This is a genomic window from Desulfovibrio sp. DV, from assembly GCF_001936595.1.
Lineage (GTDB): Bacteria > Desulfobacterota > Desulfovibrionia > Desulfovibrionales > Desulfovibrionaceae > Solidesulfovibrio.
On record NZ_MLBG01000002.1, the window covers coordinates 40,489 to 53,387 of the forward strand.

General features: G+C 64.0%; 17 protein-coding genes and 1 pseudogene. 17 read left to right on the plus strand and 1 reads right to left on the minus strand.

Going from position 1 to position 12,899, the window contains the following annotated elements; translation table 11 throughout:
* The first annotated feature begins 16 nt into the window (after positions 1 to 16).
* The 14 genes from DVDV_RS00835 (at position 17) to DVDV_RS00900 (ending at position 9,545) form a co-directional block, all read left to right on the plus strand.
* Positions 17 to 880, plus strand: coding sequence for a hypothetical protein (locus DVDV_RS00835; protein ID WP_075352845.1), 864 nt, complete (start codon positions 17 to 19; stop codon positions 878 to 880).
* Positions 881 to 894: 14 nt separating this feature from the next.
* A complete protein-coding gene (locus DVDV_RS00840) occupies positions 895 to 1,560 on the plus strand; it encodes an HAD family hydrolase (RefSeq protein WP_075352846.1) in 666 nt (221 codons plus the stop codon).
* A 108-nt stretch (positions 1,561 to 1,668) separates the two neighbouring features.
* On the plus strand, positions 1,669 to 1,980 hold the full coding sequence (locus DVDV_RS00845; protein ID WP_043630329.1) for a YggT family protein: 312 nt from the start codon (positions 1,669 to 1,671) through the stop codon (positions 1,978 to 1,980).
* 91 nt (positions 1,981 to 2,071) lie between these two features.
* Positions 2,072 to 2,698 carry a DivIVA domain-containing protein gene (locus tag DVDV_RS00850; RefSeq protein WP_083634530.1) on the plus strand — a complete coding sequence of 209 codons (627 nt, stop codon included), beginning with the start codon at positions 2,072 to 2,074 and terminating at the stop codon, positions 2,696 to 2,698.
* Between the two features lie 159 nt (positions 2,699 to 2,857).
* Positions 2,858 to 3,106, plus strand: coding sequence for a DUF167 domain-containing protein (locus tag DVDV_RS23075; protein WP_254845173.1), 249 nt, complete (start codon positions 2,858 to 2,860; stop codon positions 3,104 to 3,106).
* A 30-nt stretch (positions 3,107 to 3,136) separates the two neighbouring features.
* On the plus strand, positions 3,137 to 3,370 hold the full coding sequence (locus DVDV_RS00860; protein WP_075352847.1) for a DUF465 domain-containing protein: 234 nt from the start codon (positions 3,137 to 3,139) through the stop codon (positions 3,368 to 3,370).
* Between the two features lies 1 nt (position 3,371).
* A complete protein-coding gene (gene ilvB / locus DVDV_RS00865) occupies positions 3,372 to 5,060 on the plus strand; it encodes a biosynthetic-type acetolactate synthase large subunit (RefSeq protein WP_075352848.1) in 1,689 nt (562 codons plus the stop codon).
* A 9-nt stretch (positions 5,061 to 5,069) separates the two neighbouring features.
* A complete protein-coding gene (gene ilvN / locus DVDV_RS00870; RefSeq protein WP_075352849.1) occupies positions 5,070 to 5,552 on the plus strand; it encodes an acetolactate synthase small subunit in 483 nt (160 codons plus the stop codon).
* 30 nt (positions 5,553 to 5,582) lie between these two features.
* Positions 5,583 to 6,611: a ketol-acid reductoisomerase gene (gene ilvC / locus DVDV_RS00875; RefSeq protein WP_368482902.1), complete on the plus strand. Its 1,029-nt coding sequence runs from the start codon at positions 5,583 to 5,585 to the stop codon at positions 6,609 to 6,611.
* A 56-nt stretch (positions 6,612 to 6,667) separates the two neighbouring features.
* On the plus strand, positions 6,668 to 7,204 hold the full coding sequence (locus DVDV_RS00880) for an SEL1-like repeat protein (protein ID WP_075352851.1): 537 nt from the start codon (positions 6,668 to 6,670) through the stop codon (positions 7,202 to 7,204).
* Positions 7,205 to 7,336: 132 nt separating this feature from the next.
* Positions 7,337 to 7,966 carry a hypothetical protein gene (locus tag DVDV_RS00885; RefSeq protein WP_254845174.1) on the plus strand — a complete coding sequence of 210 codons (630 nt, stop codon included), beginning with the start codon at positions 7,337 to 7,339 and terminating at the stop codon, positions 7,964 to 7,966.
* Between the two features lie 7 nt (positions 7,967 to 7,973).
* The gene (locus tag DVDV_RS00890) at positions 7,974 to 8,231 is read left to right on the plus strand and encodes a SemiSWEET family sugar transporter (RefSeq protein ID WP_075352852.1); all 258 of its coding nucleotides are present in this window, start codon (positions 7,974 to 7,976) and stop codon (positions 8,229 to 8,231) included.
* A gap of 30 nt (positions 8,232 to 8,261) precedes the next feature.
* The gene (locus DVDV_RS00895) at positions 8,262 to 8,543 is read left to right on the plus strand and encodes a hypothetical protein (protein ID WP_075352853.1); all 282 of its coding nucleotides are present in this window, start codon (positions 8,262 to 8,264) and stop codon (positions 8,541 to 8,543) included.
* 12 nt (positions 8,544 to 8,555) lie between these two features.
* On the plus strand, positions 8,556 to 9,545 hold the full coding sequence (locus DVDV_RS00900) for a hypothetical protein (protein ID WP_075352854.1): 990 nt from the start codon (positions 8,556 to 8,558) through the stop codon (positions 9,543 to 9,545).
* 3 nt (positions 9,546 to 9,548) lie between these two features.
* Here DVDV_RS00900 and DVDV_RS00905 read toward each other — a convergent pair whose 3' ends face one another.
* Positions 9,549 to 10,040, minus strand: coding sequence for a GNAT family N-acetyltransferase (locus tag DVDV_RS00905; protein ID WP_075352855.1), 492 nt, complete (start codon positions 10,038 to 10,040; stop codon positions 9,549 to 9,551).
* 205 nt (positions 10,041 to 10,245) lie between these two features.
* Between DVDV_RS00905 and DVDV_RS00910 the strand changes: the two genes are divergently transcribed.
* The 3 genes and pseudogenes from DVDV_RS00910 (at position 10,246) to nadD (ending at position 12,893) form a co-directional block, all read left to right on the plus strand.
* Positions 10,246 to 10,863, plus strand: coding sequence for a class I SAM-dependent methyltransferase (locus DVDV_RS00910; protein ID WP_254845175.1), 618 nt, complete (start codon positions 10,246 to 10,248; stop codon positions 10,861 to 10,863).
* A gap of 69 nt (positions 10,864 to 10,932) precedes the next feature.
* A pseudogene (locus DVDV_RS00915) lies at positions 10,933 to 12,193 on the plus strand (glutamate-5-semialdehyde dehydrogenase).
* A 16-nt stretch (positions 12,194 to 12,209) separates the two neighbouring features.
* Complete coding sequence (gene nadD, locus DVDV_RS00920) at positions 12,210 to 12,893, plus strand: nicotinate (nicotinamide) nucleotide adenylyltransferase (protein ID WP_075352857.1); 684 nt, start codon at positions 12,210 to 12,212, stop codon at positions 12,891 to 12,893.
* Positions 12,894 to 12,899: the final 6 nt, after the last annotated feature.

Here is a 12,899-nt window from a genome sequence, read left to right on the forward strand (position 1 = left end):
CCAAAGGACGGTTTCCATGAACGCGTTATCAGGCGACGCTTCGGTGTTGCTCTATTTTCCCTGCCTCACGCCGGCTGTGGCCGCGACTGCCGTGCCCGGGGTTTTGTTTCTTGATCCCGGGCTGGCCGATGCGTCCGAACCCGGCCGGCTGCGTCCGGCCGGGCTGCCGCTTGCGGATGCGGAGTTGGCGGGATTTTTGCGCGAATTCGAACGGCTGCGTCGCGAGACAAAAAATCCCAAGGATCTGGCCATGCTGGCCGGAGCCTCCAAGGGACATTTTTTCGCCGACACCACCTTTGCCGTGCGCGAGGAACTGGAAGACCAGCTCCATCCCGAGCGCGTGGCCGTCCGGCAGGCCAAGGCTGCCCAACTGGCGCTGTGCCTGGCAGCCATGATCGAACAAAGCGTGGCCGAACTGGCCGAGGCCGGCGGCCTGGACGACCGCTTCCGCCTGGGACTGGCCGAGAGCCTGGGCATCGAACACGGCCTCGATGACGACGATGACGCCCTGGCCCTGACCGCAGCCCTGTCGGCCGCCGGCGGGATACCATCGGCCGCCGCCTTTGCCGACGAATTTCGCCCGCCCTGGCAACAACTCCTGTCGCCATTTTGGGCCTTGGCCCCGAAAGATGCCGGCCTTTTTATCGAAGACCCCGCGCTGGCGGCCACACTGCTGGACGCCGGCCTGGGTCTGGAACCGGCCTCAGGGCAGCAGTTGGCCGCGGCGTTCCCGGACGGCCCCCCGGACATGGCGCTGCTCGTTGCCACGGTGACGGGCTGGCGGCTTCTCGGCAAGACCCGGCCCGATGCCCAATCCCCCTGGCTGGATACGCCCCGACCGGTTTTTGTCGTCAACCCGAGCAGCCCTGAGCAGGTCTAAGGAGGCGCTTCCCGGTGTATGTGTGCAACCCGACTTCTCCGCCGCAGTTTCTTTCCCGGCTGACCGGCGTTATTTTCGACTGCGACGGTGTCCTGGTGGATTCCAGGGACGCCAACCGCATGTATTACAACCTCATCCGCGAGGGCCTGGGGATGCTCCCCATCACCCCGGATGAGGAGGACTACGTGCATATGCATTCGGTCACCGAATGCCTGGTCCGCATCATCCCGGCCAACCGCCTGGAAGAGGCTGAGGTTGTGCGGAAAAATCTCAATTACGAGGCCATTTTCCCGTACATCTTCCTGGAAGACGGACTCGTCGAACTGCTCGACGCCCTGGCCGGACAGGGCATCCGCATGGCCGTGCACACCAACCGCACCAATACCGTGGAGCGATTGCTGGCCCATTTTGAGATCGACCGGTATTTTTCACCGGTCATAAGCGCCGGCAGCCTCAAACGACCAAAACCCGACCCCGAGGGTGTCTATCGCATCCTGGACGCCTGGAATCTGCCCAAAGATACGGTCGCGTATATCGGCGATTCGGCCCTGGATGAACGCTCGGCCGCCGCAGCCGGAATTCCCTTCTGGTCGTATAAAAATCCGGCCTTGGCGGCGGCGATGTTCGTGCCGGACTTCGGGTCGCTGCGCGCCTGTCTGGCCGGGGAGAACGCCGGCTGAGCCGGAGCTGGCGGCCAGGAACCGGATTTGTCTTGATTTATGGCCTGCTCTGTGCCATTTTTCAGGTAAAGCGCGTCGGTTTTTGATTACTGATTGCAAGGAATACGCATGGATATCATTGGCTATTTTTTTGTTGCTCTGGCCAGGGTGCTCGACATTGTCTTTAGCCTCTATTTCTGGGTCATTCTCATTTCCGCCCTTTTGTCCTGGGTGCGTCCCGACCCGTACAACCCGGTGGTCCGCTTTCTGCGCGCCGTCACTGATCCGGTCTTTTACCGGGTGCGGCGCTGGTTTCCATTTCTCACTATCGGCGGCATCGACCTGTCGCCCATTGTGGTGATCCTGGCTTTGCAGTTCCTCCAGTGGTTTCTGGTGCCCACCCTCATGCGCCTTGGCGGCGTGGGCATGGGGCGCATGTAGGGTGGCGGCTGTGGCGGCCGATGCCCGGACATTCGCCGGCAACTGCAGCGGGACGGCAGGCTTTGCCGTCTCCTGTCCGGATGCGTAAGCTGTGACCCTGGACAAGATTGATCTGCTCGACCGGAAATTCTCGCACAGCCTCGTCGGCTATCGCCGCGACGAAGTGGATCGCCTTGTGGCCGAGGCGGCGGATTCCATCGGCCGTCTGGCCGAAGAAAAAATGGCCCTGGCCAGGGCCAACGACGGCCTGACCCGGGAAATTGCCGAATACCGGAGCAGGGAGGCCACCCTTCGCGACACGCTTTTGACCACGCAGCAGATTGTCGAAGATTTGAAAATAAAGGCCCGCCAGGAAGCCGAACGCATCCTTGACGAGGCCCGCGATCAGGCGGCGGCCATGCTGGCCGAAGCCAAGGGACAGGCGGCCGCTTTGGCCCGGGAGATCGATGCCCTGGCTGCCCGCAAGGCCGCCCTGTCCGCCCGGTTCCGGGACATGCTGCTGGCAGCCCTGGACATCCTCGACGCCCAGGAGCAGCCAGCCTCGGGCTCGGATGCCGCTGCGGCCGGCCCGGAGGCGGCAACGGCGACCGGCGAGGAGTTCATCTTTGCCGATGCGTCCGGGGCGCTGCAGGCATCCCCTGCGCCGGAGGCCTCCGAGAGCCCGGATGACCCTGACGCCCCAGGCACGCTGGACCCGTTTGCCCTGGTGAAGCGGTAGGCGGCAATGGCAGCCGGAAAAAGGGCAGGGCGGGCCGGAAGCCGGGCAGGCGAGACAGAACAGGACGAGCGGGGGGGGCAAAGAGGGCAGGGGGCGCAGGCAGAGGAAACGCTGCCGATTTTCGCTGCTGCCGCCGGTCCCGGGGCCTGGACCCTGCGGGTGGCGGTGACCCCGGGCGGGGCCAAGGACGCCCTGGCCGGCTTGGCCGAAGACCGGCTGCGGGTGCGGCTTCGGGCCAAAGCCGTGGAAGGCCGGGCCAATGCCGCCCTGACGGATTTTCTGGCGGTCTGCCTGGGACTCAAGTCCCGGCAGGTGCGCATAGTGTCCGGGGAAAAGTCCCGGAAGAAAACGATTCGTATAGAAGCAGAGTCCGAACCCGACTGGTCTTCAGTGGCCGGGACGGGTTGAGACTAGAACCGTCAACAAGGAGTCTGTGCCATGGATCAACGCGATCTGGATCTCGTCGCCAAGTACGGTGAAGCGGACCCGGAACTCAAAAGTCTCTATGAAGAGCACGTCGCGTTTGAGAAGATTTTGGAAAAGATGGAGTCCAAGCCTTTTCTGACTCCCGCTGAAGACACGGAGCTTAAGGAGATCAAGAAGAAGAAGCTGTCCGGCAAGACTCGCATCGAGAATCTTCTGATGAAATATCGCAAGGCGGAGGACCAATAACATGGAACTCACCGGGGCCCAAATCCTCCTGGAATCCCTGCGCCGCGAAGGCGTGGAAGTCGTCTTCGGCTTTCCGGGCGGTGCGGTCATAGACATTTACGACCAGTTGCCGAACTACCCCCTGCGCCATGTGCTGGTACGCCATGAACAGGGTGCCATCCACGCTGCGGATGGCTATGCCCGGGCCACGGGCAAGGTAGGCGTATGTCTGGTGACTTCGGGTCCCGGAGCGACCAATACCGTAACCGGCATTGCCACGGCCTACATGGACTCCGTGCCGGTCGTCATCATCACCGGACAGGTGCCGACGCCGCTTATCGGCAACGACGCCTTTCAGGAAGTGGACATCGTCGGCATCACGCGTTCGTGTACCAAGCATAATTACCTGGTCAAAGACGTGCGTGATCTGGCTCGTGTCATTAAAGAGGCCTTCTACCTCGCTTCCACGGGTCGGCCCGGTCCGGTGCTGATTGACCTGCCCAAAGATGTGCAGACCCGGCTTACGGAGTACAAGTACCCGAAAACCATCAAGATGCGCAGCTACAACCCCACCTACGCCCCCAACTCCAAGCAGGTGGGCAAGGTGGCGGACGTGGTGCGTCGGGCCAAAAAGCCGATTATTTACGCCGGCGGCGGCGTCATTGCCTCCGAGGCCAGTGCCGATCTGGCCTGGCTGGCCCGGTCCTTCAACATCCCGGTCACCGCCACCCTCATGGCCCTTGGCTGCTTCCCGGCCGAAGACCCGGGCTGGCTCGGAATGCTCGGGATGCACGGGACCTATGCCGCCAACATGGCCATCAGCAATGCCGATCTGATCCTGGCCATCGGCAGCCGCTTCGATGACCGGGTGACCGGCAAGATCAGCGAGTTCGCCAAAAACGCCAAGATCGTGCACATCGACATCGACCCCACCTCGATCCAGAAAAACGTGCCTGTGGACATTCCGGTGGTGGCCGACTGCAAGAGCTTTTTAACTGCCCTGCGCCAGACCCTGGAGCCGACCCTGGCCGAGGAGCCGGCTGCCGGGCTCGAGGCCTGGAACACCAAGGTGGCCACCTGGAAAGCGGAAAAGCCGTTGTCCTACACCCAGGAAGGCACGGTCATAAAGCCCCAGTTCGTGGTGGAAACCATTTCCCGGCTGACCAAGGGCGAGGCCATCATCACCACCGAGGTTGGCCAGAACCAGATGTGGACGGCCCAGTTCTATGCCTTCAACCGGCCCCGGTCGTTTATCAGTTCCGGGGGCCTTGGCACCATGGGCTTTGGTTTCCCGGCGGCCATCGGGGCCCAGATGGCTTGTCCCGACCGGCTGGTCATTGACGTGGCCGGCGACGGCTCCATCCAAATGTGCATTCAGGAGCTGGCCACGGCCGTGTGTTACAATCTGCCGGTCAAGATCGTCATCTTAAACAACGGCTATCTTGGTATGGTCCGGCAGTGGCAGGAGCTTTTCTACAAGAAAAACTACTGCGCCACCTGCCTGGATGTGGCCCCGGATTTCGTCAAACTGGCCGAGGCCTACGGTGCAGCCGGCTTCCGGGTGACCGATCCGGCCAAGGTGGAATCGGTGCTGGCCGAGGCGTTTGCCCTGCCGCGCCCGGTTATTGTTGACGTTGTGGTGGACCGCGAGGAAAATGTCGCGCCCATGGTCCCGGCCGGCAAGTCCATAACCGAGATGATCCTCGTCTAGGAGCACCCCATGCGCCACATTCTTTCCATCCTCGTCGAGAACGAACCCGGGGTGCTTGCCAGGGTGGCCGGCCTTTTCAGCGGCCGCGGCTACAACATCGAAACCCTCAATGTCGCCCCGACCCTGACCGAAGGCCTGTCCATGATGACCATCACCACCACCGGGGATGAGGCCATCATCGAACAGATTGTCAAGCAGTTGCGAAAGCTCGTCACCACGCTCAAGGTCGTGGACCTCACCGACGTCAAGTCCGTCGAGCGCGAGATGATGCTCCTGCGCGTGGACGCCGAAGGCAGCAAACGGGCCGAGGTGCTGCGCATCGTCGATATTTTCCGCTGTAAGGTGGTGGATGTGAGCCCGGATGAACTGGTGCTCGAAGTCACCGGCACCCAGGACAAGCTGACCGCCCTGGTGAGCCTCTTGCAGCGCTACGGCATCAAGGAAGCTGCCCGCACCGGCGCTGTGGCCATGCGGCGTGGAATGCAGGAATAGCGGCGGTTTTTTTCACCGTCGCCGCCCGACATCGAGCGTGCCACTTACCGGCACGATAAAGGAGCTAGGATGAAAATCTATTACGACCAGGACGCCGACCTCTCCCTTTTGGCTGACAAGACCGTGGCTATCCTCGGTTACGGCAGCCAGGGCCATGCCCACGCCCAGAACCTGCGGGATTCCGGCGTCAAGGTAGTCATCGGCCAGCGTCCCGGCGGCCCCAACTGGGATCTTGCCAAGGAAAACGGCTTCACGCCCATGAGCGCGGCCGAAGCTGCCGCCGCGGCCGACGTCATCATGATCCTGGTCCCGGACCAGCACCAGAAGGCGGTCTACGAAAAAGACGTGCTGCCGAGCCTGACCGCCGGCAAGATGCTCCTTTTCGCCCACGGTTTTAACATCCACTATCAGCAGATCGTGCCGCCGGCCAATGTCGACGTGGCCATGATCGCCCCCAAGGGTCCGGGCCATCTGGTGCGCCGGGTCTACACCGAGGGCGCGGGCGTGCCGTGCCTGATCGCCGTGCACCAAAATGCCACGGGCAAGGCCATGGAAATGGGCCTGGCCTACGCCAAGGGCGTTGGCGGCACCCGGGGCGGCGTGTTGACCACCACCTTCAAGGAAGAGACCGAGACCGACCTTTTCGGCGAGCAGGCAGTCTTGTGCGGCGGCGCGGCGGAACTGGTCAAGGCCGGTTTCGAGACCCTGTGCGAGGCCGGGTATCAGCCGGAGATCGCCTATTTCGAGTGTCTCCACGAGCTTAAGCTCATCGTGGACCTCATGTACGAGGGCGGGCTGTCGCGGATGCGCTATTCCATCAGCGACACCGCCGAGTACGGCGATTACGTGAGCGGTCCCCGGGTCGTCACCGACGAAACCCGGGCCGAAATGCGCAAGATTCTGAAAGAGATCCAGGACGGCACCTTTGCCCGGGATTTCATTGTGGAAAACATGTCCGGCCGGGCGCACTTCCTGTCCATGCGCCGCATCAACGCTGAACATCCCATTGAAAAAGTCGGCGCCAAGCTGCGCGAGATGATGAGCTGGCTCAAAAAATAGCTGCCGCCACGCGGCCGGTCCCAGCCGGGGCCGGCCGCTTCTGCAAGGAGACGCCCATGCCCTTACGTATTTCCGGGACAGGGTGGCGACGCCCCGGCGCTGTCGCGTTCCTGGCAATTGTGCTGGCGCTGGCGGCGCTGGCCGGGCCGGGGGCGGCCATTGCGGGCCAACCCCAGGAGTTCCCGCTTGAGCAGGCGGCTGATCCCGTCCCGGGCCAGATGGCTCTGGCGGAAAACGGCGATCCCAAGGCCCAGTGCGACGTCGGCATCGCCTACTTGAATGGACGCCATGTGGCCCAGGACTATCGCCTCGGCCTCCACTGGCTGACCAAATCCTCAGATTCCGGCTTTGCCTATGCCCGGTTCGTCCTGGCCGATGTCTACAACCGGGGGTTTGCCGGCGTGCCGGTCAACGTTGAACTGGCCTATTATTACGCGTCCCTGGCCGCTGCTTCTTCCACCTTGCCCGACAAGATCCGGGATCGGGCCGCCAAGCTGCGCGATGCCGGCGCCAAACGCCTGAGCACGGCCCAGATAACGGGACTGCAGGCCAAGGCCGCCATGGCCCCCCTGGACGCGGCGGTGGGGAATTAACCGGACTGACCGGGGCTGGCCGGGAACGCCCCGTCGCTGCTGCGACGGCTGCACCGGGAGCGCCTTTGCGGATCCTTACCCCCGTCTTCGGGACGCCCAGCCAGAGCCGTCTGCGGCCACGGAGGCTTGCCGATGAGCCTTGGACGCGAAAGAAACAGAGAAACTGGGGCCATGCGGGCCGGGCAGGCAACGGCGCGCCCTCTGCTGTGCCCGGGTCGAGCGGCAGGCAGGCTGGCCGCCCTGGTCCTGGCCATGGGCCTCTGTCTTGTCGCCGCAGCGCCGGGTCTGGCCGCCAAGGCCGACACCAAGACCTTCAACGCCTACTACGCCAGCCAAAGCGCCAGGGTTTATGACCATCTTCTCAAGGTCACGGACTATTACACCTCCCTGACCAAAGAGGGGAATACCGACCGGGTCAAGGATGTGCTGGCCCTTCGGGCTTCGCTTGCCGCTTGCTGGGAACTGGTGCTCAACGCCGGCGATATGGTCTATATCTATGACACCCTTGACCCTGGCTGCACCGGTGCCCTGACCCAGCTCGCGGGAATGATCAAAACGGGCCTTGGCACGGTGGCCGGCAAGCTTGACAAGGAGCTGCAGTGGATGCGGCTGGTGGAAAAAAATGTCGCCGATCTGCCAATCTCCGTGGAACTTTCCCAGTCCTTTCGCGACATAGAGGCCATGGCAGCCTATTTTCGCACCGCCGCCCAGACCTTTGAACCGTCCGCTGCCGGCGAAACCCGGCAGCCGGTCAAAAAATAGCGGCTCTATGACCGGGTGGTCCGATTGGGTCGGGTTTGCCGCCGGCCTGTGCACCACGGCAGCCTTTGCCCCCCAGGTATTCAAGACCCTGCGCAGCCGGTCTGTTGGGGATATTTCGCTTGGCATGTACGCTCTCATGGTGGTGGGCATAGCACTGTGGCTCATCCACGGCCTTGCGGTCGGTTCGGCTCCGGTTGTAGCGGCCAATGCCGTGTCTCTGGTTCTGGTCGGGCTTATGCTCGCCATGAAGCTCCGGTATAAATAGACCGCGCCAGTGTGGCGTTGGGAGGTTGCCATGCGTGTCCTGATCTTCTGCCTGCTGCTTGCCTTGACGAGCCTGCAATTCGGTTGTGGCCGCCATACCTATTATGTCGAGACCATGGATCAAAAGTCCTTTTACGCACAACCGCCACTGGTGCTGGATGCCGACAAGGGCGTCTACTACATGTGGGTCAATGGCCAGCGCCGCACCGTACCCATGGACCAGATCTACCGCATCGATGACAGCGCCCAGATTTGTTACCAGAACGGCCTGACCGACACCTTCACCTGCTACGACAATCTCTACTACTTCTAGTCGCGAAAACCCATGGCAAGCGACGACCTGCGGACCCTGGCCTTGCAGTTGCTGGAGCGCCGGCCGCCCCCGGGACCGGTGGTCCCGGCCCGGATGGTCCTGCCGGGATCGCTGCCGGCCCTCATCGAGACCCTGGCCCGGCCGGGAGCGGCGATCGATCCGCCGGTGCTGGCCGGCCTTTGTCTCAAGTATTTTCACGCCTATGTGCATCCCGAACACCTGGCCGCCGACGTCTCCCTGGACGCGCTCACCGAACTGGCCGGGCAGTTTGTCCGGCGGCGGGGCGGCTGCGCCCAGTTGGCCGGCCAGGGCGGGCTGCGCCGCTTCCTGCTCCACCATGGGTTTGCCCTGCAGATGCTCGTCGATCTGCCCAAAACGGTCCATCTCCTGGCCGCCCTGCTGACGGCCGAGGTGCCTGCCGGCCAGGGGTTTCTCGGCCTGGATATCGGGGCAGGCACAGGCATTTTGCTCCTGGGACAGTATCTTGCGGCCCGCCGGGCCGGCTTTGAGGCCCCGACCCTGATCGGTTTCGAGTGCCAACCCCATGTGGCCGAGCGGGCCCACAGCCTTGTGTCTGCCCTGGGCATCGGCCGGGTGCACCGGGCCGACGCCACCAAGGCCGGGGTGTACGCCGAGTTGCCGGACGGTCCGGTGGCCTGCGTCACCAACGAAACCCTCCCCTCGGCCGGCCGCCGGCTCTACAAGGAGCCGTTTGCGGCCATAAACGAAGCGCTTTTTGCCGCCTTGGGGCCACGGCTGGCCAATACGGTCTTTTTGCCCGAAGCGGTCTGGGCCTGTGACCGCCCGGGGCGGTCCTGGCTGCGTCTGGCTCCGCAAAACGCCTTTGCCGGGGACGGGGGCGGGCAGGGCAAGCCGCTGCGGCTGGCTTTTATGCGCGATGTGGAACTGGCCGGGCAGCGTATCCCGGTCGACCGGGTGGGCGAGGGGCTGGCGGGGCTTGTTTCCCCGCCCTGGCAGGAGAGTCTTTGCCGGCGCTGGTAGAATTTACAAGGCCAGCTCGTAATGGAGTGCGCCGTCAAGGGGCGTGAGGCAGTAGGGGTCGATGCGGCCAAACCCGAGTTTTTGATACAGGGCGTTGGCAGCGGTCATGCTCTCCAGGGTGTCCAGGCGGATGGCGGCAAAGCCGCGTTCCCTGGCTCCGGCCACGGCGGTCTCGGCCAAGGCCCGGCCCAGGCCGTGGCCGGCATGGGCCGGGCGTACATAGAGCCGCTTCATCTCGCAAAGACCGTTCTCCAGGGGGCGCAAGGCCACGCACCCGGCGGCCATTTCGCCGACCCAGGCCAGCCACAGCCCGCCCATGGGCGGCGCGTAGCGGCCGGGCAGTTCGGCCAGTTCCTGGTCAAAATTCTGAAAGCACAGGGAAAATCCCAGGCCCTTGGAATATTCCTCAAACAGGATGCGCACCACAGCCATGTCCGTGGCCGGGACGATGCCCGGAATCTGCCGCGAAAGTCCGTGTGCCGATGTCTGGTTCATGATGCTTGGCGCTCCGTAAACAATACAGGCCCGGGCGAGTCCTGCCGCCGTGTCCGGGACGTGCGGCCGCTCATCCATTTTGGCTGTGACTCCTAACAGCCTTTTGATCGTTCCCCAAGAGAAAAGGGGGAACGTGACTGGGATTTTCGTCGTTGTTACCGAATTTTCGACTGGGCCTATCCGGCCGGATGCGTTAGCACGTCCCATGTACTGGACAACCGCTCCCTGTGTGCCCTCGACATTGGACGTGCCCCCGGCCATCCGGGCCTTTCTTGTCCCCGGCGACCGCATGATCGATCTGGGCTGTGGTCCGGGCCGGACGCTGGCCGCCCTGCGCCAGGCCGGGCTTGGCCGTTTCCATGTCGGTGCCGATGCCAATCCGCCGAGCCTGGCCCTGGCCGCCGGAGCCGGATTTCCCGTGGTGCGCGCCGAGTTGGCCGCCCTGCCCGTGGCCGACGCTGCCTTTGACGTGGGTATCCTGCAGGCCGTGCTGACGACCATACCCGGTCCCGAGGCCCGTCTGGCCGTCTTGCGCGAGGCCCGGCGCGTCGTGACCCGAGTACTGTGCCTCGGCGATTTCCTGCAGAATTGGGACCAGCCCTATTATAAGGCCCGCTACGAGGCCGGCTTGGCCGAGACCGGGCAAGCCGGCAGTTTTCTGGTCCGGGAGGTGGGGCGGTGCTCTATGAGGCCCATCATTTCACTCCGGACGAACTGGTTGGCCTGCTTGGCCGGGCCGGCTTCGCCGTGGCCGAGGCGGTCTATCCGACCGTGCGCACCCGCTCGGGCAATCTGGTCCGGGGGGTGTTCCTGGCTGCCCTGACGCTTTGACTTTTCGGGCCGCAAGGTCTACCAGCCATCTTTTACGTTGCGCATACGTCTGGAGGTTTCGATGAGCGTTGCTGCCGAGATGGAGGGCATGGCCACACGGGCCATGGGAAGCCTCCCGGGCTATGGCTGCCGCCTCTGGTGCGGCCAAGGACGTTTTTTTGGCGGCCCTGGCCGGGCTGCTGGAAACCCGGCGGGACGAGGTGCTGGCCGCCAATGCCGCGGATATCGCCAAAGCGCAGGCCGCCGGCCTGGACGCGCCGCGTCTGGACCGCCTCACCCTGACCCCGGCCGTCATGGACGCCATGGCCAAGGCCTGCCGGGAAGTCATCGGCCTGCCCGATCCGGTCGGGGCCATCGAAGCCATGCGCGCCCGGCCCAATGGCCTGCTTGTCGGCCGGATGCGCGTGCCGCTCGGCGTTATCTGCATGATTTACGAGTCCCGGCCAAACGTCACCATTGATGCCTCCATCCTGTGCCTCAAGGCAGGCAATGCCGTCATTTTAAAGGGCGGCTCCGAAGCCCTGGCTTCCAATCTGGCTTTGGCCGGGTTGCTGCGTTGCGCCCTGGCCGAGGCCGGCCTGCCCGAGGACGCGGCCCAACTCGTGCCCACAACCGACCGGGCTGCCGTGGCCGCCTTGTGCAAGCTTGACGAACTGATCGACGTCATGATCCCGCGCGGCGGCGAAGGGCTTATCCGGGCCGTCGTGTCCCAGGCCACCATGCCGGTGCTCAAGCATTACAAAGGCGTATGCCACGCCTATGTGGACGCCGGAGCCAACGAGGGCCAAGCCGAAACCGTTGTCGTCAATGCCAAAGCCCAACGTCCGGGTGTGTGCAACGCCCTGGAATGCCTCCTTGTCCATGCCACCGCTGCCCCGACCTTCCTGCCGCGGCTGGGCGAGGCCCTGCGCCGGGCCGGGGTGGCCATGCGGGCCTGTCCGCGCTCCCTGCCGCTTCTGGGTGAGGGGGGGGCGGCTGCAGCGCCGGAAGATTTCGGCCATGAATTCCACGACCTCATTTTGGCCGTCAAAGTGGTGGATTCCATGGAAGAAGCCCTGGACCACATCCACCGCTACGGTTCGGGCCACACCGAGGTCATTTTGACCGAGGACCATGGCCGGGCCATGGATTTCCTGCGCCGGGCCGACGCCTCCATGGTCGGCATCAACTGCTCCACGCGCTTTAACGATGGCGGCGAACTGGGCCTTGGGGCCGAGATCGGCATTTCCACATCCAAACTTCATGCCTACGGTCCCATGGGACTGGTGGAACTGACCAGCGCCAAGTTCGTGGTGCTCGGCCAGGGACAAGTGCGCGGCTAACCGAGTTGTGTGCCACATGCCCGGGCCTTTGATCGGTATTTTCGGCGGGACGTTTAATCCCGTCCACATAGCCCACGTGCGCGCCGCTATCGAGGTGGCCGAGGCGCTCGGGCTGGCCGGCGTGGAATTTGTGCCGTCCGCCCGGCCGCCGCACAAGACGGGTGCGGAGTTGCTCGATTTTTCCCTGCGCCTGGCCCTGTGCCGGGCCGCCGTGAGCGGGTTGACGGGGTTTTCCGTCAATGCCCTTGAAGCCGAGCGCCCGGGGCCGTCGTATACCTGCGACACCCTGGCCGAGCTCATTGCCAGTCGCCCGGGACAGCGATTCTGTTTCATCATGGGCATGGGCGACCTGCTTTGTCTGCCTTCCTGGAAAAACGGCCTTGGTCTTGGCCGGTTGGCCCATCTGGCCATCCACTCCCGGGAAGGGCAGGGGATCGAGGCTTTTCGCGCCTTTCTCACTGCCAACGCCCAGGCCATGGGCGCTTCGCCCACGTCCGATCCGGCCGTCTGGGCCTTGCCTGCCGGCCACCTGATCCAGTATGTGCCCATACCCCGGCTCGACATCAGCGCTTCGGACATCCGGGAACGCTGGCGCGGCGGCAGACGTATCGACGGACTGGTGGGCCAGTCCGTATTGGCCGAACTCCTAACCCATGCGGACGCGCTTTTGGCCGGCTGGGGCCGGCCCAAGTCAGCGTGATCCCCG